The following is a 12,575-nucleotide window of genomic DNA, read 5'->3' as shown; positions in this document are numbered from 1 at the left end:
TCAGAAGGTGGTATCCATGGTGATTGAGTATGCTGGTTTAACGATGGGGTAATCCTTCACAATGAAATACCCGCCACCATCGTTGGGGTGATCGTTATCCGCCTTTTTGTCCGGCTCGCCGTTTTTATCCCATACCTGCTGCTCAAGACTTTCCGTATAGACCGGGCAGCGCTGGACGTTGACCAGGTAGCGGCGTTCGCCCAGCGCATTGCAGAACATGGCGTTCATCGAGTTGATACGATCCTTCACCGGCGGGTTGGAAGCGTTAACCATGACGCTGAACCCCGCCTCTTTAAGCTGAGCGATATCGGTCAGGCTGGCGCAGTTGGATTTGCGGCTGTCGCCGGAGGCGTCCGGGTATATGTAGATCTGGCGGCTGGCAACGTAGCGGCCGCCCTCATAGCGCCAGAACTCTTCCTGAATGCGTTTGATCATCGCCGGAGTGTCATAGACCTTCACCAGCTCCCGCACCGCTCGCGGCAACCCTTCACGTTTCACATGAACGATGGCGGCCATCTTACCGACGTTGAAGTCCATGCCGATAAACAGCGGCTCGCCCGGCTGCTCTTCGTCGGTGCAGTTATTCAGCGTACGATCGAACTGGTGGTAAATGGTACCACTGGTCAGGTTAGTAAAATGCCCGCGCAGGTAGGCCTTAATCAGCTCCGGCGGATAACTCGCCAGCAAGGACGGGATATAGTCATCCGGCAGGTTCGCTTCGTTATCGAACGTGGAGGCCTGCACCAGGCCATACAAGGTTGCCAGCTCAGGCTTATCGCGCACTGCCTTAACGAACTGCTGGTAAACGAACTTATACCCCTCCGGCGTGGTGGTGACGTCAATGCCGTTACGCAGGCCGGTGACATTGTAACGCATGCGGGCGATGATCTTCCGCCAGGCCTGTTGCGCTTTGAGCGCAGGCATTACGTCCAGCTCATCCACCAGCGCGTTGCCGATTTTAAACCCGACGATCGTGGCCGGTTTCTCCATCGAGCGGCAGATAGTGGTTCCCCGGTACTGCCGCCCGGCATAGAAATGGACCTCTTTGTTGCTCTCGTTAATCTGGACCTTTAGCCCCCAGTCGAACGCCACCTCTTCCACTGTCGGGTAGAAGATGTCGCGGATCTGCGGATAGGTCGGTGCGAAATAGCCCTGGTTGATTTTGGGAAACTCCCACATCCCCTTGCAGATGCCGCCGCAGCCAACCCACGTCTTACCGGAACCGAACCCGGCAACATAGGCCTTAAACTTATGCGACATAGCGAGGAAGCGCGCCTGGGGAACATTAAGCGTCGGCGCTATCATCACGAACCCTCGCGTCTACCACGTTAATGTTGATTGCAACTGGTGCCGGGACATCATCATCTGGATCGGCTGCCAGCTCTTTACGGAGCTTTTCCACCTCCAGTTGCCGACGTTCGATTTCAATCTGCTGCAGACGCTGCGCAAACTCGCTATCGGCCAGGCCAAGCCGCTTGATCATGGCTTCATACATGCGCTCGCGGCTTATAGCTGTTATCTCAACACCATTCTTACCCAGCTTTACGCCGGAATAAGCCAGGGCAGCATCAGGAGAAAGTTTCCGGGTATCCGCGAAGTATGGCTGCCCTATTCCATCGCCATTACAGCGTGGGCAATCAGGGTTAGGTTCCCGGTTGTGGTCGTAGCCATAGCCACCCACATCGACTGGCTCACGCTTATCGCGTTCTGTTGCTTCCAGCCTCTTCTCTTCAAACTCCACCATATCGCGCCACTGATATTGATGACCGAAGCCCCAGCAATATCGGCAGGCACCGCGACGATACTGTGAAAGCTGGTTTGCGTCGAAGGTGGCGAGTTGCCACATCTGGGAGAGAACTTCATCGGCACTACCAAGCGTGCGCTCAATAGACGCTTTCTGCTGGCGCTCTATGGCCTGCGCAACTGAAGTTTTCTTAAGTAGCTGATGACCTATTTGATCTGCGGTCTTTGTACTGTATCCCGCCCGGATAGCTGCCTGTGTAGCATTGCGATCCTTCAGGTATTCTGCGACGAAAAGTCTTTGCTGGGCCGTCAAGCCATCATCATCTACCAGCTCATCTGCGCACTTTTCCTTTTGCGCAGTGCGCACTTTCTTCTGCGCAGTTTTTTGCGCAGTTTGCGCATTAGGCTTTTTGATATGTCGGCGTGCGGTTGCATAATTCAGTCCCTGCGCTTCACACCACTCCTTCGGTGATACGCCGGTTACGGCATGGTCGGACAGGAACCGTTGCTGAAGCACGCCCCAGTCCGGTTTTGCCATAATTTTGCTCTCAGGATTAAAATCATTAAAAAAGCCACTCGGAAGTGGCTTTTACAATGACATAATTAACATACCAATAAAGTTAGTTCAGACTTACCCAAACGTGGATTATCAATAGCACCAAACATCAATGTGCTTAACGGCACTTATAAGACACTTTTCGTTCTTAACTTGCTACGAATCAACCCTGCTAATCTCATCACGCAATCATCAAAAGGCTTCCTAATTATAGTTGTATTTATTTGCTTCCGATTAAGCTCACCAATCAATTCTTCATCAGGTTTTGGATCAACAACAATAACATCCGCCTTTGAATCTAAAATCGCATCCCAAATATGATGATCATGTTGAACGTATTTAACACCTACAATAACAACCGTTTCGGACTCAGTTACTGCCTTATTAAAATCGCTTTTTAAAGTCTCAAGCATCTCTTTATTTATCACCGCTCTTTTTTCTTTGTTGTACATGCACATCATCGGACTTAAAAAGGCGGACTTAGGACTATCACACCAGTGCTGGATATCATTGTGATTATTTAGAAAATCCATGCGATCTGTTCTAATGAAAGAACCGCAATTAACTGCTGTCATCCCCCCTAAAAAATTCTCACCCACGTCTGGAACAAAGTTAGAGGAACCATGAACCTTCAATAAAGAAACTTCTCCCTCATGTACTCCATAACGCACATATTTGGCTCCAGAAATTGCAAGTGATTGCTCTATCAACAAATCATAATTTAATGTCATCAGATGAATTTCATTAACTAAACCACCTAACATCCTAAACAACTTGACGTAAACATTCTTTTCGCTTGGTTTAAACGCAGATAAATATAAAGCTAACTCTTTTTGCAAAGGATTAATTATCGAACTGTCGTTTGGTACAACAAGCATGCCTTGCTCAAAACCCTTCTCACGAAATTCATGCTTTATTTCTTCGGGCAGCCTTGAATAAGCCCCATTTAGCTTTTCAAGTTCACCGAATAAGTAATCACCTTGAGGAGGGGTAGGAACACCTTTAGCTTCTGAGCCGTAACTTGCACCAGCACCAAATATTAATGACAGCATGTGAATATCCATTTGTGGAGAGTGATATTTGAACAATACCAATCTTTTTCACTAACATCTATGATTTAGATCTAGCTACTCAATAACTTATTTCCTGACTATAAGCTCTCCAGAATGAGCTTAGAACTAATATTGCGAGGCACGCAATGCTTCAACCTTCCTGATACTGGCCTTATCGATGTTGCACTGGCCCAGCGCCGACAGAAGGCTCACATTCAAATCCAGGCTGGCCCCGTAGGTCAGCGGTTCGGGAATGGCTGGCTGTTGCGTCTCAGCTGTCAGGCTTGCCGGAAGCGGCACTACCGGAGCCGGTACGTAGACTGTCCGCGAATTGCCGCAGCCGGTTAGCAGCTGCAGCAGGCACAGGCTGACGAGCGCAATCATCATTCGCAACAGCCACTTTGATATCTGCCTGGGCTCTCTGTGACTCCAGTGCGATCTGGTTCTTGGCATCCTGATTGGCCTCTGAAATAGCGTTGATGATGTTCACGGCCTGAATCACGTTGGCGGTGACGATGTTTGCCGATTCGGCCTGTTGTTCTGCGCTATCCGCCCGCGCCTTTTCCCGGCTGGCCTTATCGCTGTAATGCCAGGCTGACCAGCATGCCCCGCCGAACAGGCAGAGAATGAATATTGCGATCGCAATGAGATAGTGGAGTTTCATCAGAACACTCCCGGGGCTGATGGTGGAGTACCCGGGTTAAGCGGCCCGGCGCCACCGTCAAACAGCTGCGGCTTTTGCTGCCACTCGCAGACTGAGCGCTCTATCTCGCGTCGGGTGATCAAGCCTTTCCACTGTTGCCCGCCAGCGTACGTCCAGCGCTGCAGCTCTTTGCAGGCACCAGCTACATCACCGGAGTTCAGCTTTTTCAGCAGCGTTGATTTGCCAAACGCGCCAGCGCCCACGTTATAGGTGAACGAGTAAAGCGCCGCTCTGGTGGTCTCAGGGATACGAACCTTAATCAACGGATCGATGGCCGCTGCCACCTTGCGCAGGTCTGACTGCAATAGGGCATCGCATTCCCGGTTGGTATAGCGGTAACCGCGCCGAACGTCAGCTCCAGTGTGTCCGTCGCATACGGTCCATATGCCAACCACATCCTGGTATGCGTAATACCTTCGCCCTTCCAGTCCGCCAGCATTGCCCAGCATAACCGCTGCAATCGTGATGGCTCCCGAACCGCCAGCAATCGCGGCCATCAGCTTATTCCTCAATGTCGGGTTCATGCCGGCTCCTGTTGCGACGGTTTTCTTCGCGGATTTTGAAGTACAAATTTGTCAGGTACGTAAGAACAGCAACTACTATGCCCACCAGTACGCCAATGGCGTTCCACTGCTCAGGGCTGTATGCGTTAAGAATGCCGTTCAACACGCTCCCCGCAGAGGCGCCATAAGCTGCGCCGGTGGTTATTTTGTCCATTCGAAACATCTCTCACCTCCGATAATTCCGGGGTGCTGTGTGTAGTTGGGATCAGGCTCTCCGGACGAATTAACGACAAGACGAGTGATGGGAGTTCCGGGAGCCTGAGATAAAAAAAGGCCCGCATTTTCAGCGGGCCTAACTGAGTTTAAATCTAAGTAGGTAGGTATGTTCCCCAGCCACCATCCGTATTGCAACTGTGTCGAGCAGCATTACTGACCGGTCAGGAGCTCCGGTTAATGGTTATGACTTGGTTACGATTAAATAATAGCACTACTAACGAAGCGCATATAAAAAAAGCCTGCTTTTGCAAGCAGGCAATACTAAACCCAGGTATTGATACTAAGACAGGTGCCGGGTGCCTCCCGGTGACTCGTTACCAGTTATACGAGCCGCAAGCATATCTGCACTTAGCAGTTAACTGGATTGCCCCGCCGCACAGGGGGATTCACCTGACTCTTAACAATAGCAAAAGTTTGTCAGAATTCTAAAGTGTCGATGCTCAAACAGAAAACTGGAAGCAAGTTCCATTAAGCCATCGAGCGGCACGCTTCTGCGCAACGAAGGCAAGCTTCAGAGCATTTCTGACAATGTTCTGCTTCGTGCTTCCCACATTCTTCACCGCATTTCTGACAGACTTCTGCGCAGACACGGCATAGCGATTTGGCAAATTCACTATCAAAGGTCATAAATTGCGCTGCGAGCCGACAAATATTCGCGCACTGCATATCGAGTCTTATGCACTCACGCATCATATCCACTTGTTCTTCTTTCAGACATGAAGCAGCACAATAATCACAGGCAGCCGCGCATTTGTAGCAGGCCTCGATGCATTCAGCATGGTTAATTGGCATATTTCGCTCCTTTCAGTCGTAAGCAGAAAACTAAGTCTGGTTACAGGAGTGCGATGATGCCAGTTAATAGGAGCGTTATTCCAAATTCGCCTAAATTGTAATTACAGGGAACGCATTCGAATAACGACTACCTTCATCAAATTCCGAAACGACTAACGATCTCATGATGGTGTAAGAGGACCTTCCAGAACTTCTGCTTCACCATTATCACAAATGGGATCCCCCTGCGTCAGGTGCCAGATACCGGTTACGGTCTTACCCGTTTCAAGGTCTTCGGTTTCTCCGTGGGTGTAGTAGGCAACCTGGACCTTCCCTTGGTGCTGTATCCAGTAAAATCCTTCCTCCATAATCATTGTCCTCTGCAAGCTCTGACAGAACTCATCAAGATGACATTATCTGATATGTAAACCGGAATCCAGGCTTGCTGTGCGCCACATAACTTACATCAGGGCCGGACAAAGAAGTGCATGAGTGGGTGTGATGCCGGGTGCCTCCCGGTGACTCTGCGCCAGACCACAGAACCGCGTTCTACTCACCTGCCAGTCTAGTCGCCCCGCCGCATAGGGGGATTCATCACAGGCACAGCCTAGTCTTCTTCCTGCCATAAAGCTATTTATATCTGTATATTTATTCAGTATGAACAAAAAGACCAGCAGTGCTGTGCTGGTTAGGGTCAGGTAAAACAAAAAGGCTGCCAATCGGCAGCCTTAAAAACTGTGGTAATGGAACTGTAGTGCCGGGTGCCTCCCGGTGACTCTATGCTAGACCACAGAATCGCGTCATTCACCTCCCAGTCTAGTCGCCCCACCGCTTAGGGGGATTCACCACAGGCGCAGCCTAATCGCTTTCCTGCGATAAAGCTAACTTTATCTGTTTATTTATTCGGTATGAACGAAAAAGACCGGCGATACTATGAAGACCAGAATCATGTAAAACAAAAAGGCCGCCAATCGACAGCCCTGGGAAGAGATGATACGGAGGTCGTGGTGCCGGGTGCCTCCCGGTGACTCTGCGCTAGACCACAGAACCGCGTTTTACAAACCCGACTCGTTTTGCCTAGTCGCCCCACCGCTAAGGGGGATTCACCACCCGGGCACTCTACGTTGCTTGCATCTTAAAAGATACATTTAACTTACAAGTTACTTAATAATAAAAAACCCCGCCGTAGCGAGGTTCAGAATTTTTAACTCTGGACATACAAAGCCCATCGTTAGAAAGAAATTAACACAGATTCGGGAAAAGTAAATAGCTCACGCTTGAAACGTAAGCTATTTCCGGGAGTGCTATCGCGTTATCTGTTTCAGTTGCGCTTCGGCCCAGGCTTCTTCGATATCGAATTTCGTAATCAGCAGGTCGTAAAATGGCTTAACCGATTTCTTCCAGGTATCCAGGCTAATCGCATCAGTGATCAGGAAGATGGCCGCGTATGCCTCTGTTGAAGGGATCCGCTCGTACCCTCTCCCGCCACAACGCTTGCAGTTGGCCAGAACCGGAACACCCTGCTGATCGGTCAGTTCTTTGCTTACCGCTTTTCCGCGTCCGCGGCAGTCGCTGCATGCCGCGCTGACCTGGCCTGTTCCATTGCATTTTTTGCAGAGCACCCTGGCGGACTCTTTGACCTTCACCATTCCAGCCACGGTCATCTTGCCTTCCGGCTTGCGGAATTTATTGGTGAATACGTCGGCTTGGATGAAGCCGGCCCCGGCACAGCACTCGCATTGCTTCACGCTGGCGGCGCTGCGCGAGTAATCTTCAAAGGCGAACGCGGCCAGCTGGCGCATCACTAGTGGCTTAACTCCGGCTTCCAGTTTGCGCAGTGCGGCCACCTTGTCGCATTTGGTAAGCGCGTATTCAGCCAGCAGCGCGATCGCCCGCTCCCGGTCGTTATTGCTGATCCCCATCTTTCCGAGGAAAGCGCTGTAACCCAGTGCGGCCCGTTCCTGCGTCATACCCATGGCAGCCATGATATCAGTGCCAGTCAATGAATCTGATGCAGTAGCGCGCGGGGAGTCGCTGATCATCGTGGACTTTGCGAAGTGGTGTTTCACTGTGTTTTCGAGGTTCATGCTACGGCTCCTGCCACCTGGTAAATGCGAATAAAGTTACGAAGAATGCGGTAGTCCACCAGCACCGTTCCCGGGCGGCGGTAAATGCGAAGACGCTTCCAGCGCAGGCGAAGTAGTGCGATCAGTTCTGGTTTCATGCGGCCACCTGCTTTTTCAGTTCTTTGAGTTTTTTCTTCCCTGTCCTGGATGCAGGCTTGAACAAGCAATCGAAGGCCGACATACCCGCCCTTGCCCTGCTACGAATGGTTCCGTCTGTAAGGGACACTCTTGGGTCATTAGCCCATTCAGAAGGGGTTTTCGTTTCCCCATCCCATTCGATAGCGATGCTGTTTTTCCTCGTGTATTTGGGTGGGGTTGGCGGCTTAACCGGCACGTTACCGTTATGGGTTATCTTCGGCGCAAAAAGGCAGTCAAAATCAGTCATCCCCCGCTTCTTACGGCGGACAATGGTGCCATTGCTTACGCTTATTCTTGGATCTCTTGCCCATTCATTTGCCGTCTTAGTTTCACCAAGGTATGTGACCGCTATGGCATCTTTTCTGGTGTGCGCTGGCGGACTGCTTCTGCGCGTATTGCAAGTCCCACAAAGTGGCCTTAGGTTCGATTCGTCATTGTTCGTAACCACTTCATCGATATGGTCTATATGTACAATTTTCCAGTTAAGGCCTTTCCCGCAAAGCTCGCAATCAGGAAGGCTTTCTCCGTACTTTGCGTAAATAACCGCTCGATGCTCGTAGACTGCACCATTTGCCATTGCTAGCGGATGACCAGGGCGGTGAAGCATTTGATAGCCCTTATCGTTTTGAGACCGATCTTTCCTTTTCCCCGATTTGATGAGGTCGTAAGTCCCATACCGCATCATCCGGAAATAGTGCTTTTGGCATACGCACTGCTGAATGTATGTGGCTTCTCGTTCGCAACCATCTACTTTGCACTTCATGCAGCCTCCAGCTCAGTAACAGTCAGTTCTAGTTTTCCGCCTTTGACGATCGGCATGCGTTTAACGCGGTAGTCTTCGACCAGTTGATCGTCTTCCCAGAACCCGGCTTTAGTCAGCGCATCGAATGCCGCCTTCTGCAGGTTGTCCAGATCGCGGCGGCGGCGGTCAGGCATATGGCACTCAATGCAGATCTTTACCGGGGATGTGATGCCGATATCCAGCATCTCGTCTTTGATGATCTGGGCTACGCGGTCTCGGTAGGCCTGCCCTTCTGTGCTGATGTGGGTTCGCCCGCGATTGTGCCGGTAATAGCGGTTGTTGCTTGGAGGCCACGGCAGGCTGATTCGATATTCGCTCATGCTTTTACTTTTCCCTCTTTCAACCAGATAACCTGCGTGCGGGCCATGCCTTCCAGCGCGCACCCCTTTGCATAATCCGCATCAACCAGGTGGGTGCGGCGGTCTATTTCGTCGTGACAGTTGCTGCATGCGATGGTGGCGATCAGGTCAGGCGGCTTAAGGCCGGTGCCGCACAGCCCAGCCAGGCGGATATGCGCCAGAATGGACGTTTCGGGGTTGCCATTGCACACACCGGGGATACGCACCTGGCATTCACGTCCGCGTGCTTCTTTGCGTAAATCAGCCATGCTCACCCCCAGACCTTTTGGCGGAACGTACGCGGCGTGGACTCGAGGTACGTAACCTCCTGCCGCTCTACGCTGACGGTCCAGGTGAGGTAATCAGGATTGAGGCTGCGCTTAACGGCTACGCCGCGGCGCTGGTACTGCCGCTGAAGTTCATCGGCCTGCTCGGTTGTGCATTCCGTGTAGTGGAACCATGATTTCGCCATCTGGTCAGCTCCCGAAGCTCATCAGCTGCGCAGCGGCGTTCTCGGCCTCGCGCTGGTCCCTGAATGCGCGCGACAATATCCAGCGCCACAGAACATCGAGCACGGCTCTGTAGAGCTGCTGAAACTCGGTCTCGTCCATATTTGCGAAGGCGATACTGCGGGGGTGTTTCCGGAGGGTGCCGTCAGGGAGCTGGATGGTGTCGTAGTGGCCGGATTCGATGGTGACCCAGGCGCGATACGCGTCGAAGGATTTGCACAGGCTGATGCCATTGGTGATGCGGCGGCTGCCCACCTGCTCGAGATATTGCTCGGCAGCATCCAGCAACGCGGTTTCACTCCCACCGAACGAAGCCAGATATTTGGCGTAGCCGGTCACCAGCTTGCGTTCGTTGGAGGAGATAGCCCCGCCGGTTGGCTCCCAGTATTCGAAGCCGAGATTCAGCAGAGCGAAGAAGCGACGGTGGAAGGCCGGGTTACGGACCTGTTTGAAGTCGGCCACCAGCACGGCGCCGAGCTTGATTTTTGATTGCAGTAATTCGCTGGTCTCCGGCGATGCGGGGATCAGGGTTCCTGCAGAATTCTTGATGAGTTGTAACTGCGCCATGGTGTTCTCCGTGGCGCATCAGGTCAACGGGTGTTCAGTCCGTTGATATCATAATATCAGAGGGTTGATTGACGCGGTAGCCGAGGCGGCGAAGAAAACGGGTTCCGGACGACAGATTGAAGATCCCTTCGTCCTCCAGCAGCGGGCGGCACGACACCAGACCATTCCTGGTGTAGACGAGACATCGGCTTTCAAACGGCATAGATCCAATAAGCTTGCCGTCTGAACGCCTGATAATGTCGTACCAGTCACCCTGCTCCTGCTTTTCTTTCACATCGACCTCCTCACTTTGCTATCACCAAATACCCTCTCCCGGCGGGGAGAACTCCACTCCACAGAGCCAAAATACCAAATGGCGCAAATTTCCTAATAGGTTCGCCGGAAGAAAAATTCATTTTTCTCTGTAGCATCTTAACCATACAACAAAATACTGTATGTATAAACAGTATTTATTCGTTTGGCTTAAGTATGCACATGAAATACATGCCTGTGCAAGTCCATTCATCTTATTGATTTAAATAAATTTTTACGCTACTTCCGTGTAAAAACCGACCTTATTTTTTAACACTTTGGCGGCACAGAGAGCACCGGGGTAAATACCTGATTAAAAAACTCTCACCTCCTCTGGGCGAGGGGTGAAGCAGCTTTTATGGATAATTTAATGGGGTGACACTTTTTGTCAGGTTGATAATTTGTTGCCGGTCGCCGGTTATTAACTGATCGATTTAATAGATCAATATTCTTGTATCGATCGGTATTATCGATCATGTGCAAATCACCTATGCGCCGGGCGCGAAAAAGGCCTCCGGAGAGGCCCTGGCCGTCGATATGGGGATTCCCATATTGTTTGTATGGGAAGTTGTGCGCTCGAGCGAAATGGTTGCCCCACCAAAACTGGTGAATTGAATATATGAGTAGATTTATTTAATTTGCGTTTCACGTCTATGGAAAGTACAGCAAATGATAAAAGCCAAGTGCTAAGGAAGGTGCGAATAAGCAGGTCATTTCTTCCCAAGCTGACTCGCTGATTAAAATTTCGCGGATCTGGGCCGATTTTTTTCCCGCAAACACATCGAATCAGCCTATTTAGGCTATTTTTTCCACCATTTCTGGCGTTATTTCCGGTTTTTACTGAGATCTCTCCCACTGACGTATCATTTGGTCCACCCGAAACAGGTTGGCCAGGGTGAATAACATCGCCAGTTGGTTATCGTTTTTCAGCAGCCCCTTGTATCTGGCTTTCACGAAGCCGAACTGCCGCTTGATGATGCGAAACGGGTGCTCCACCTTGGCACGGATGCTGGCTTTCATGTATTCGATGTTGATGGCCGTTTTGTTCTTGCGCGGATGCTGCTTCAAGGTTTTTACCTTGCCGGGACGCTCGGCGATCAGCCAGTCCACATCCACCTCGGCCAGCTCCTCGCGCTGTGGCGCTCCTTGGTAGCCGGCATCGGCTGAGACAAATTGCTCCTCTCCATGAAGCAGATTACCCAGCTGATTGAGGTCATGCTCGTTGGCCGCGGTGGTGACTAGGCTGTGGGTCAGGCCACTCTTGGCATCGACACCAATGTGGGCCTTCATGCCAAAGTGCCACTGATTGCCTTTCTTGGTCTGATGCATCTCCGGATCGCGTTGCTGCTCTTTGTTCTTGGTAGAGCTGGGTGCCTCAATGATGGTGGCATCCACCAAAGTGCCTTGGGTCATCATGACGCCTGCTTCGGCCAGCCAGCGATTGATGGTCTTGAACAATTGACGGGCCAGTTGATGCTGCTCGAGCAGGTGGCGGAAATTCATGATGGTGGTGCGATCCGGCAGGGCGCTATCCAGGGATAATCGGGCAAACAGGCGCATGGAGGCGATTTCGTACAGGGCATCTTCCATGGCACCGTCGCTCAGGTTGTACCAATGCTGCATGCAGTGAATACGCAGCATGGTCTCCAGCGGATAGGGCCGTCGGCCATTGCCCGCCTTGGGATAAAACGGCTCGATGACAGCGGTCATATTCTGCCATGGCAGAATCTGCTCCATGCGGGAGAGGAAAATCTCTTTTCGGGTCTGACGGCGCTTAGTGCTGAATTCACTATCGGCGAAGGTGAGTTGATGGCTCATGATGTCCCTCTGGGATGCGCTCCGGATGAATATGATGATCTCATATCAGGAACTTGTTCGCACCTTCCCTAAATGGAACTACATAAAAACTATAAGAAATTGCGCGTCAACGGTTTCCTTCATTAAAGGTGTTAACATGTCTCAAGAGCCCACTGTAAGCCAATTTATTTGTGGCATTATTCTTTTTGTTATCGCTGCTATTCCGCTTGCAGGTATCGGAATAGCTATGCTGGTGATGGCGGAAGGGATAGAACGTTGGTCTGGTCTTATGTTCTTAGCTTTGTCTTTTGGCATTTGCCAAAGTATCTGGAGAAGGTTCTCTGGCAAATAAGGACAATTGATTCGCCGGGCAATGCCCGGCGTTTTCAAGTTGAAATAAGTC

18 protein-coding genes are annotated in these 12,575 nt (G+C 51.2%); 1 reads left to right on the top strand and 17 read right to left on the bottom strand.

All coding sequences use genetic code 11. The annotated features are described in order from the left end of the window. The 17 genes from C2U54_RS15890 to C2U54_RS15805 all read right to left on the bottom strand — a co-directional run bounded on the left by C2U54_RS15890 (position 1) and on the right by C2U54_RS15805 (position 12,193). Positions 1–1,308: a terminase large subunit domain-containing protein gene (locus tag C2U54_RS15890; protein WP_103179513.1), complete on the bottom strand. Its 1,308-nt coding sequence runs from the start codon at positions 1,306–1,308 to the stop codon at positions 1–3. Continuing rightward, on the bottom strand, positions 1,286–2,281 hold the full coding sequence (locus tag C2U54_RS15885) for a terminase small subunit (protein ID WP_103179512.1): 996 nt from the start codon (positions 2,279–2,281) through the stop codon (positions 1,286–1,288). Before C2U54_RS15885 ends, C2U54_RS15890 begins: the two co-directional genes overlap by 23 nt. A 146-nt stretch (positions 2,282–2,427) precedes the next feature. Then, complete coding sequence (locus tag C2U54_RS15880) at positions 2,428–3,351, bottom strand: hypothetical protein (protein ID WP_103179511.1); 924 nt, start codon at positions 3,349–3,351, stop codon at positions 2,428–2,430. Positions 3,352–3,477: 126 nt separating this feature from the next. Further along, positions 3,478–3,804 (bottom strand): Rz1-like lysis system protein LysC, encoded by a 327-nt coding sequence (gene lysC, locus C2U54_RS27735; protein ID WP_442786141.1) that lies wholly within the window; start codon positions 3,802–3,804, stop codon positions 3,478–3,480. Between the two features lie 210 nt (positions 3,805–4,014). Continuing rightward, on the bottom strand, positions 4,015–4,578 hold the full coding sequence (locus C2U54_RS15870) for a lysozyme (protein ID WP_103179509.1): 564 nt from the start codon (positions 4,576–4,578) through the stop codon (positions 4,015–4,017). After that, entirely contained in the window at positions 4,556–4,780 is a 225-nt protein-coding gene (locus C2U54_RS15865; RefSeq protein WP_103179508.1) for a class II holin family protein, read from the bottom strand. The genes C2U54_RS15870 and C2U54_RS15865 overlap by 23 nt, the downstream gene beginning before the upstream one ends. Before the next feature lie 521 nt (positions 4,781–5,301). Beyond that, positions 5,302–5,625 (bottom strand): four-helix bundle copper-binding protein, encoded by a 324-nt coding sequence (locus C2U54_RS15860; RefSeq protein ID WP_103179202.1) that lies wholly within the window; start codon positions 5,623–5,625, stop codon positions 5,302–5,304. Between the two features lie 161 nt (positions 5,626–5,786). Further along, positions 5,787–5,972: a hypothetical protein gene (locus C2U54_RS15855; protein WP_103179507.1), complete on the bottom strand. Its 186-nt coding sequence runs from the start codon at positions 5,970–5,972 to the stop codon at positions 5,787–5,789. A 936-nt stretch (positions 5,973–6,908) separates the two neighbouring features. Then, positions 6,909–7,691 carry an antitermination protein gene (locus C2U54_RS15850; protein WP_103179506.1) on the bottom strand — a complete coding sequence of 261 codons (783 nt, stop codon included), beginning with the start codon at positions 7,689–7,691 and terminating at the stop codon, positions 6,909–6,911. Continuing rightward, positions 7,688–7,828: a YlcG family protein gene (locus tag C2U54_RS15845; RefSeq protein ID WP_103179505.1), complete on the bottom strand. Its 141-nt coding sequence runs from the start codon at positions 7,826–7,828 to the stop codon at positions 7,688–7,690. Before C2U54_RS15845 ends, C2U54_RS15850 begins: the two co-directional genes overlap by 4 nt. Then, complete coding sequence (locus C2U54_RS15840; protein WP_231312428.1) at positions 7,825–8,631, bottom strand: HNH endonuclease signature motif containing protein; 807 nt, start codon at positions 8,629–8,631, stop codon at positions 7,825–7,827. Before C2U54_RS15840 ends, C2U54_RS15845 begins: the two co-directional genes overlap by 4 nt. Then, positions 8,628–8,990 (bottom strand): crossover junction endodeoxyribonuclease RusA, encoded by a 363-nt coding sequence (gene rusA, locus C2U54_RS15835; RefSeq protein ID WP_103179504.1) that lies wholly within the window; start codon positions 8,988–8,990, stop codon positions 8,628–8,630. The genes C2U54_RS15840 and rusA overlap by 4 nt, the downstream gene beginning before the upstream one ends. Then, positions 8,987–9,277, bottom strand: coding sequence for a DUF1364 domain-containing protein (locus C2U54_RS15830; protein ID WP_103179503.1), 291 nt, complete (start codon positions 9,275–9,277; stop codon positions 8,987–8,989). Before C2U54_RS15830 ends, rusA begins: the two co-directional genes overlap by 4 nt. 2 nt (positions 9,278–9,279) lie before the next feature. After that, entirely contained in the window at positions 9,280–9,480 is a 201-nt protein-coding gene (locus C2U54_RS15825; protein WP_103179502.1) for a hypothetical protein, read from the bottom strand. 4 nt (positions 9,481–9,484) lie between these two features. After that, complete coding sequence (locus tag C2U54_RS15820) at positions 9,485–10,084, bottom strand: DUF1367 family protein (RefSeq protein ID WP_103179501.1); 600 nt, start codon at positions 10,082–10,084, stop codon at positions 9,485–9,487. A gap of 34 nt (positions 10,085–10,118) precedes the next feature. Beyond that, on the bottom strand, positions 10,119–10,358 hold the full coding sequence (locus C2U54_RS15815) for a hypothetical protein (protein WP_103179500.1): 240 nt from the start codon (positions 10,356–10,358) through the stop codon (positions 10,119–10,121). 854 nt (positions 10,359–11,212) lie between these two features. Further along, entirely contained in the window at positions 11,213–12,193 is a 981-nt protein-coding gene (locus C2U54_RS15805; RefSeq protein WP_000019441.1) for an IS5-like element ISKpn26 family transposase, read from the bottom strand. A gap of 136 nt (positions 12,194–12,329) precedes the next feature. Between C2U54_RS15805 and C2U54_RS27265 the strand changes: the two genes are divergently transcribed. Then, positions 12,330–12,524 carry a hypothetical protein gene (locus tag C2U54_RS27265; RefSeq protein ID WP_139156339.1) on the top strand — a complete coding sequence of 65 codons (195 nt, stop codon included), beginning with the start codon at positions 12,330–12,332 and terminating at the stop codon, positions 12,522–12,524. Positions 12,525–12,575 lie beyond the last annotated feature (51 nt).

Source organism: Leclercia sp. LSNIH1 (assembly GCF_002902985.1).
Taxonomy (GTDB): domain Bacteria; phylum Pseudomonadota; class Gammaproteobacteria; order Enterobacterales; family Enterobacteriaceae; genus Enterobacter.
This window is presented reverse-complemented; position numbering and strand designations above follow the sequence as displayed.

Excerpts from the sequence above, each read along its gene's own strand:
- C2U54_RS15880 (WP_103179511.1), bottom strand. The coding sequence starts at position 3,351 with ATGCTGTCATTAATATTTGGTGCTGGTGCAAGTTACGGCTCAGAAGCT.
- C2U54_RS15830 (WP_103179503.1), bottom strand. The coding sequence starts at position 9,277 with ATGGCTGATTTACGCAAAGAAGCACGCGGACGTGAATGCCAGGTGCGT.
- C2U54_RS15825 (WP_103179502.1), bottom strand. The coding sequence starts at position 9,480 with ATGGCGAAATCATGGTTCCACTACACGGAATGCACAACCGAGCAGGCC.
- C2U54_RS15850 (WP_103179506.1), bottom strand. The coding sequence starts at position 7,691 with ATGAACCTCGAAAACACAGTGAAACACCACTTCGCAAAGTCCACGATG.
- C2U54_RS15820 (WP_103179501.1), bottom strand. The coding sequence starts at position 10,084 with ATGGCGCAGTTACAACTCATCAAGAATTCTGCAGGAACCCTGATCCCC.
- lysC (WP_442786141.1), bottom strand. The coding sequence starts at position 3,804 with ATGCCAAGAACCAGATCGCACTGGAGTCACAGAGAGCCCAGGCAGATA.
- C2U54_RS15865 (WP_103179508.1), bottom strand. The coding sequence starts at position 4,780 with ATGTTTCGAATGGACAAAATAACCACCGGCGCAGCTTATGGCGCCTCT.
- C2U54_RS15870 (WP_103179509.1), bottom strand. The coding sequence starts at position 4,578 with ATGAACCCGACATTGAGGAATAAGCTGATGGCCGCGATTGCTGGCGGT.
- C2U54_RS15805 (WP_000019441.1), bottom strand. The coding sequence starts at position 12,193 with ATGAGCCATCAACTCACCTTCGCCGATAGTGAATTCAGCACTAAGCGC.
- C2U54_RS15885 (WP_103179512.1), bottom strand. The coding sequence starts at position 2,281 with ATGGCAAAACCGGACTGGGGCGTGCTTCAGCAACGGTTCCTGTCCGAC.
- C2U54_RS15855 (WP_103179507.1), bottom strand. The coding sequence starts at position 5,972 with ATGGAGGAAGGATTTTACTGGATACAGCACCAAGGGAAGGTCCAGGTT.
- C2U54_RS27265 (WP_139156339.1), top strand. The coding sequence starts at position 12,330 with ATGTCTCAAGAGCCCACTGTAAGCCAATTTATTTGTGGCATTATTCTT.
- C2U54_RS15860 (WP_103179202.1), bottom strand. The coding sequence starts at position 5,625 with ATGCCAATTAACCATGCTGAATGCATCGAGGCCTGCTACAAATGCGCG.
- C2U54_RS15840 (WP_231312428.1), bottom strand. The coding sequence starts at position 8,631 with ATGAAGTGCAAAGTAGATGGTTGCGAACGAGAAGCCACATACATTCAG.
- C2U54_RS15845 (WP_103179505.1), bottom strand. The coding sequence starts at position 7,828 with ATGAAACCAGAACTGATCGCACTACTTCGCCTGCGCTGGAAGCGTCTT.
- rusA (WP_103179504.1), bottom strand. The coding sequence starts at position 8,990 with ATGAGCGAATATCGAATCAGCCTGCCGTGGCCTCCAAGCAACAACCGC.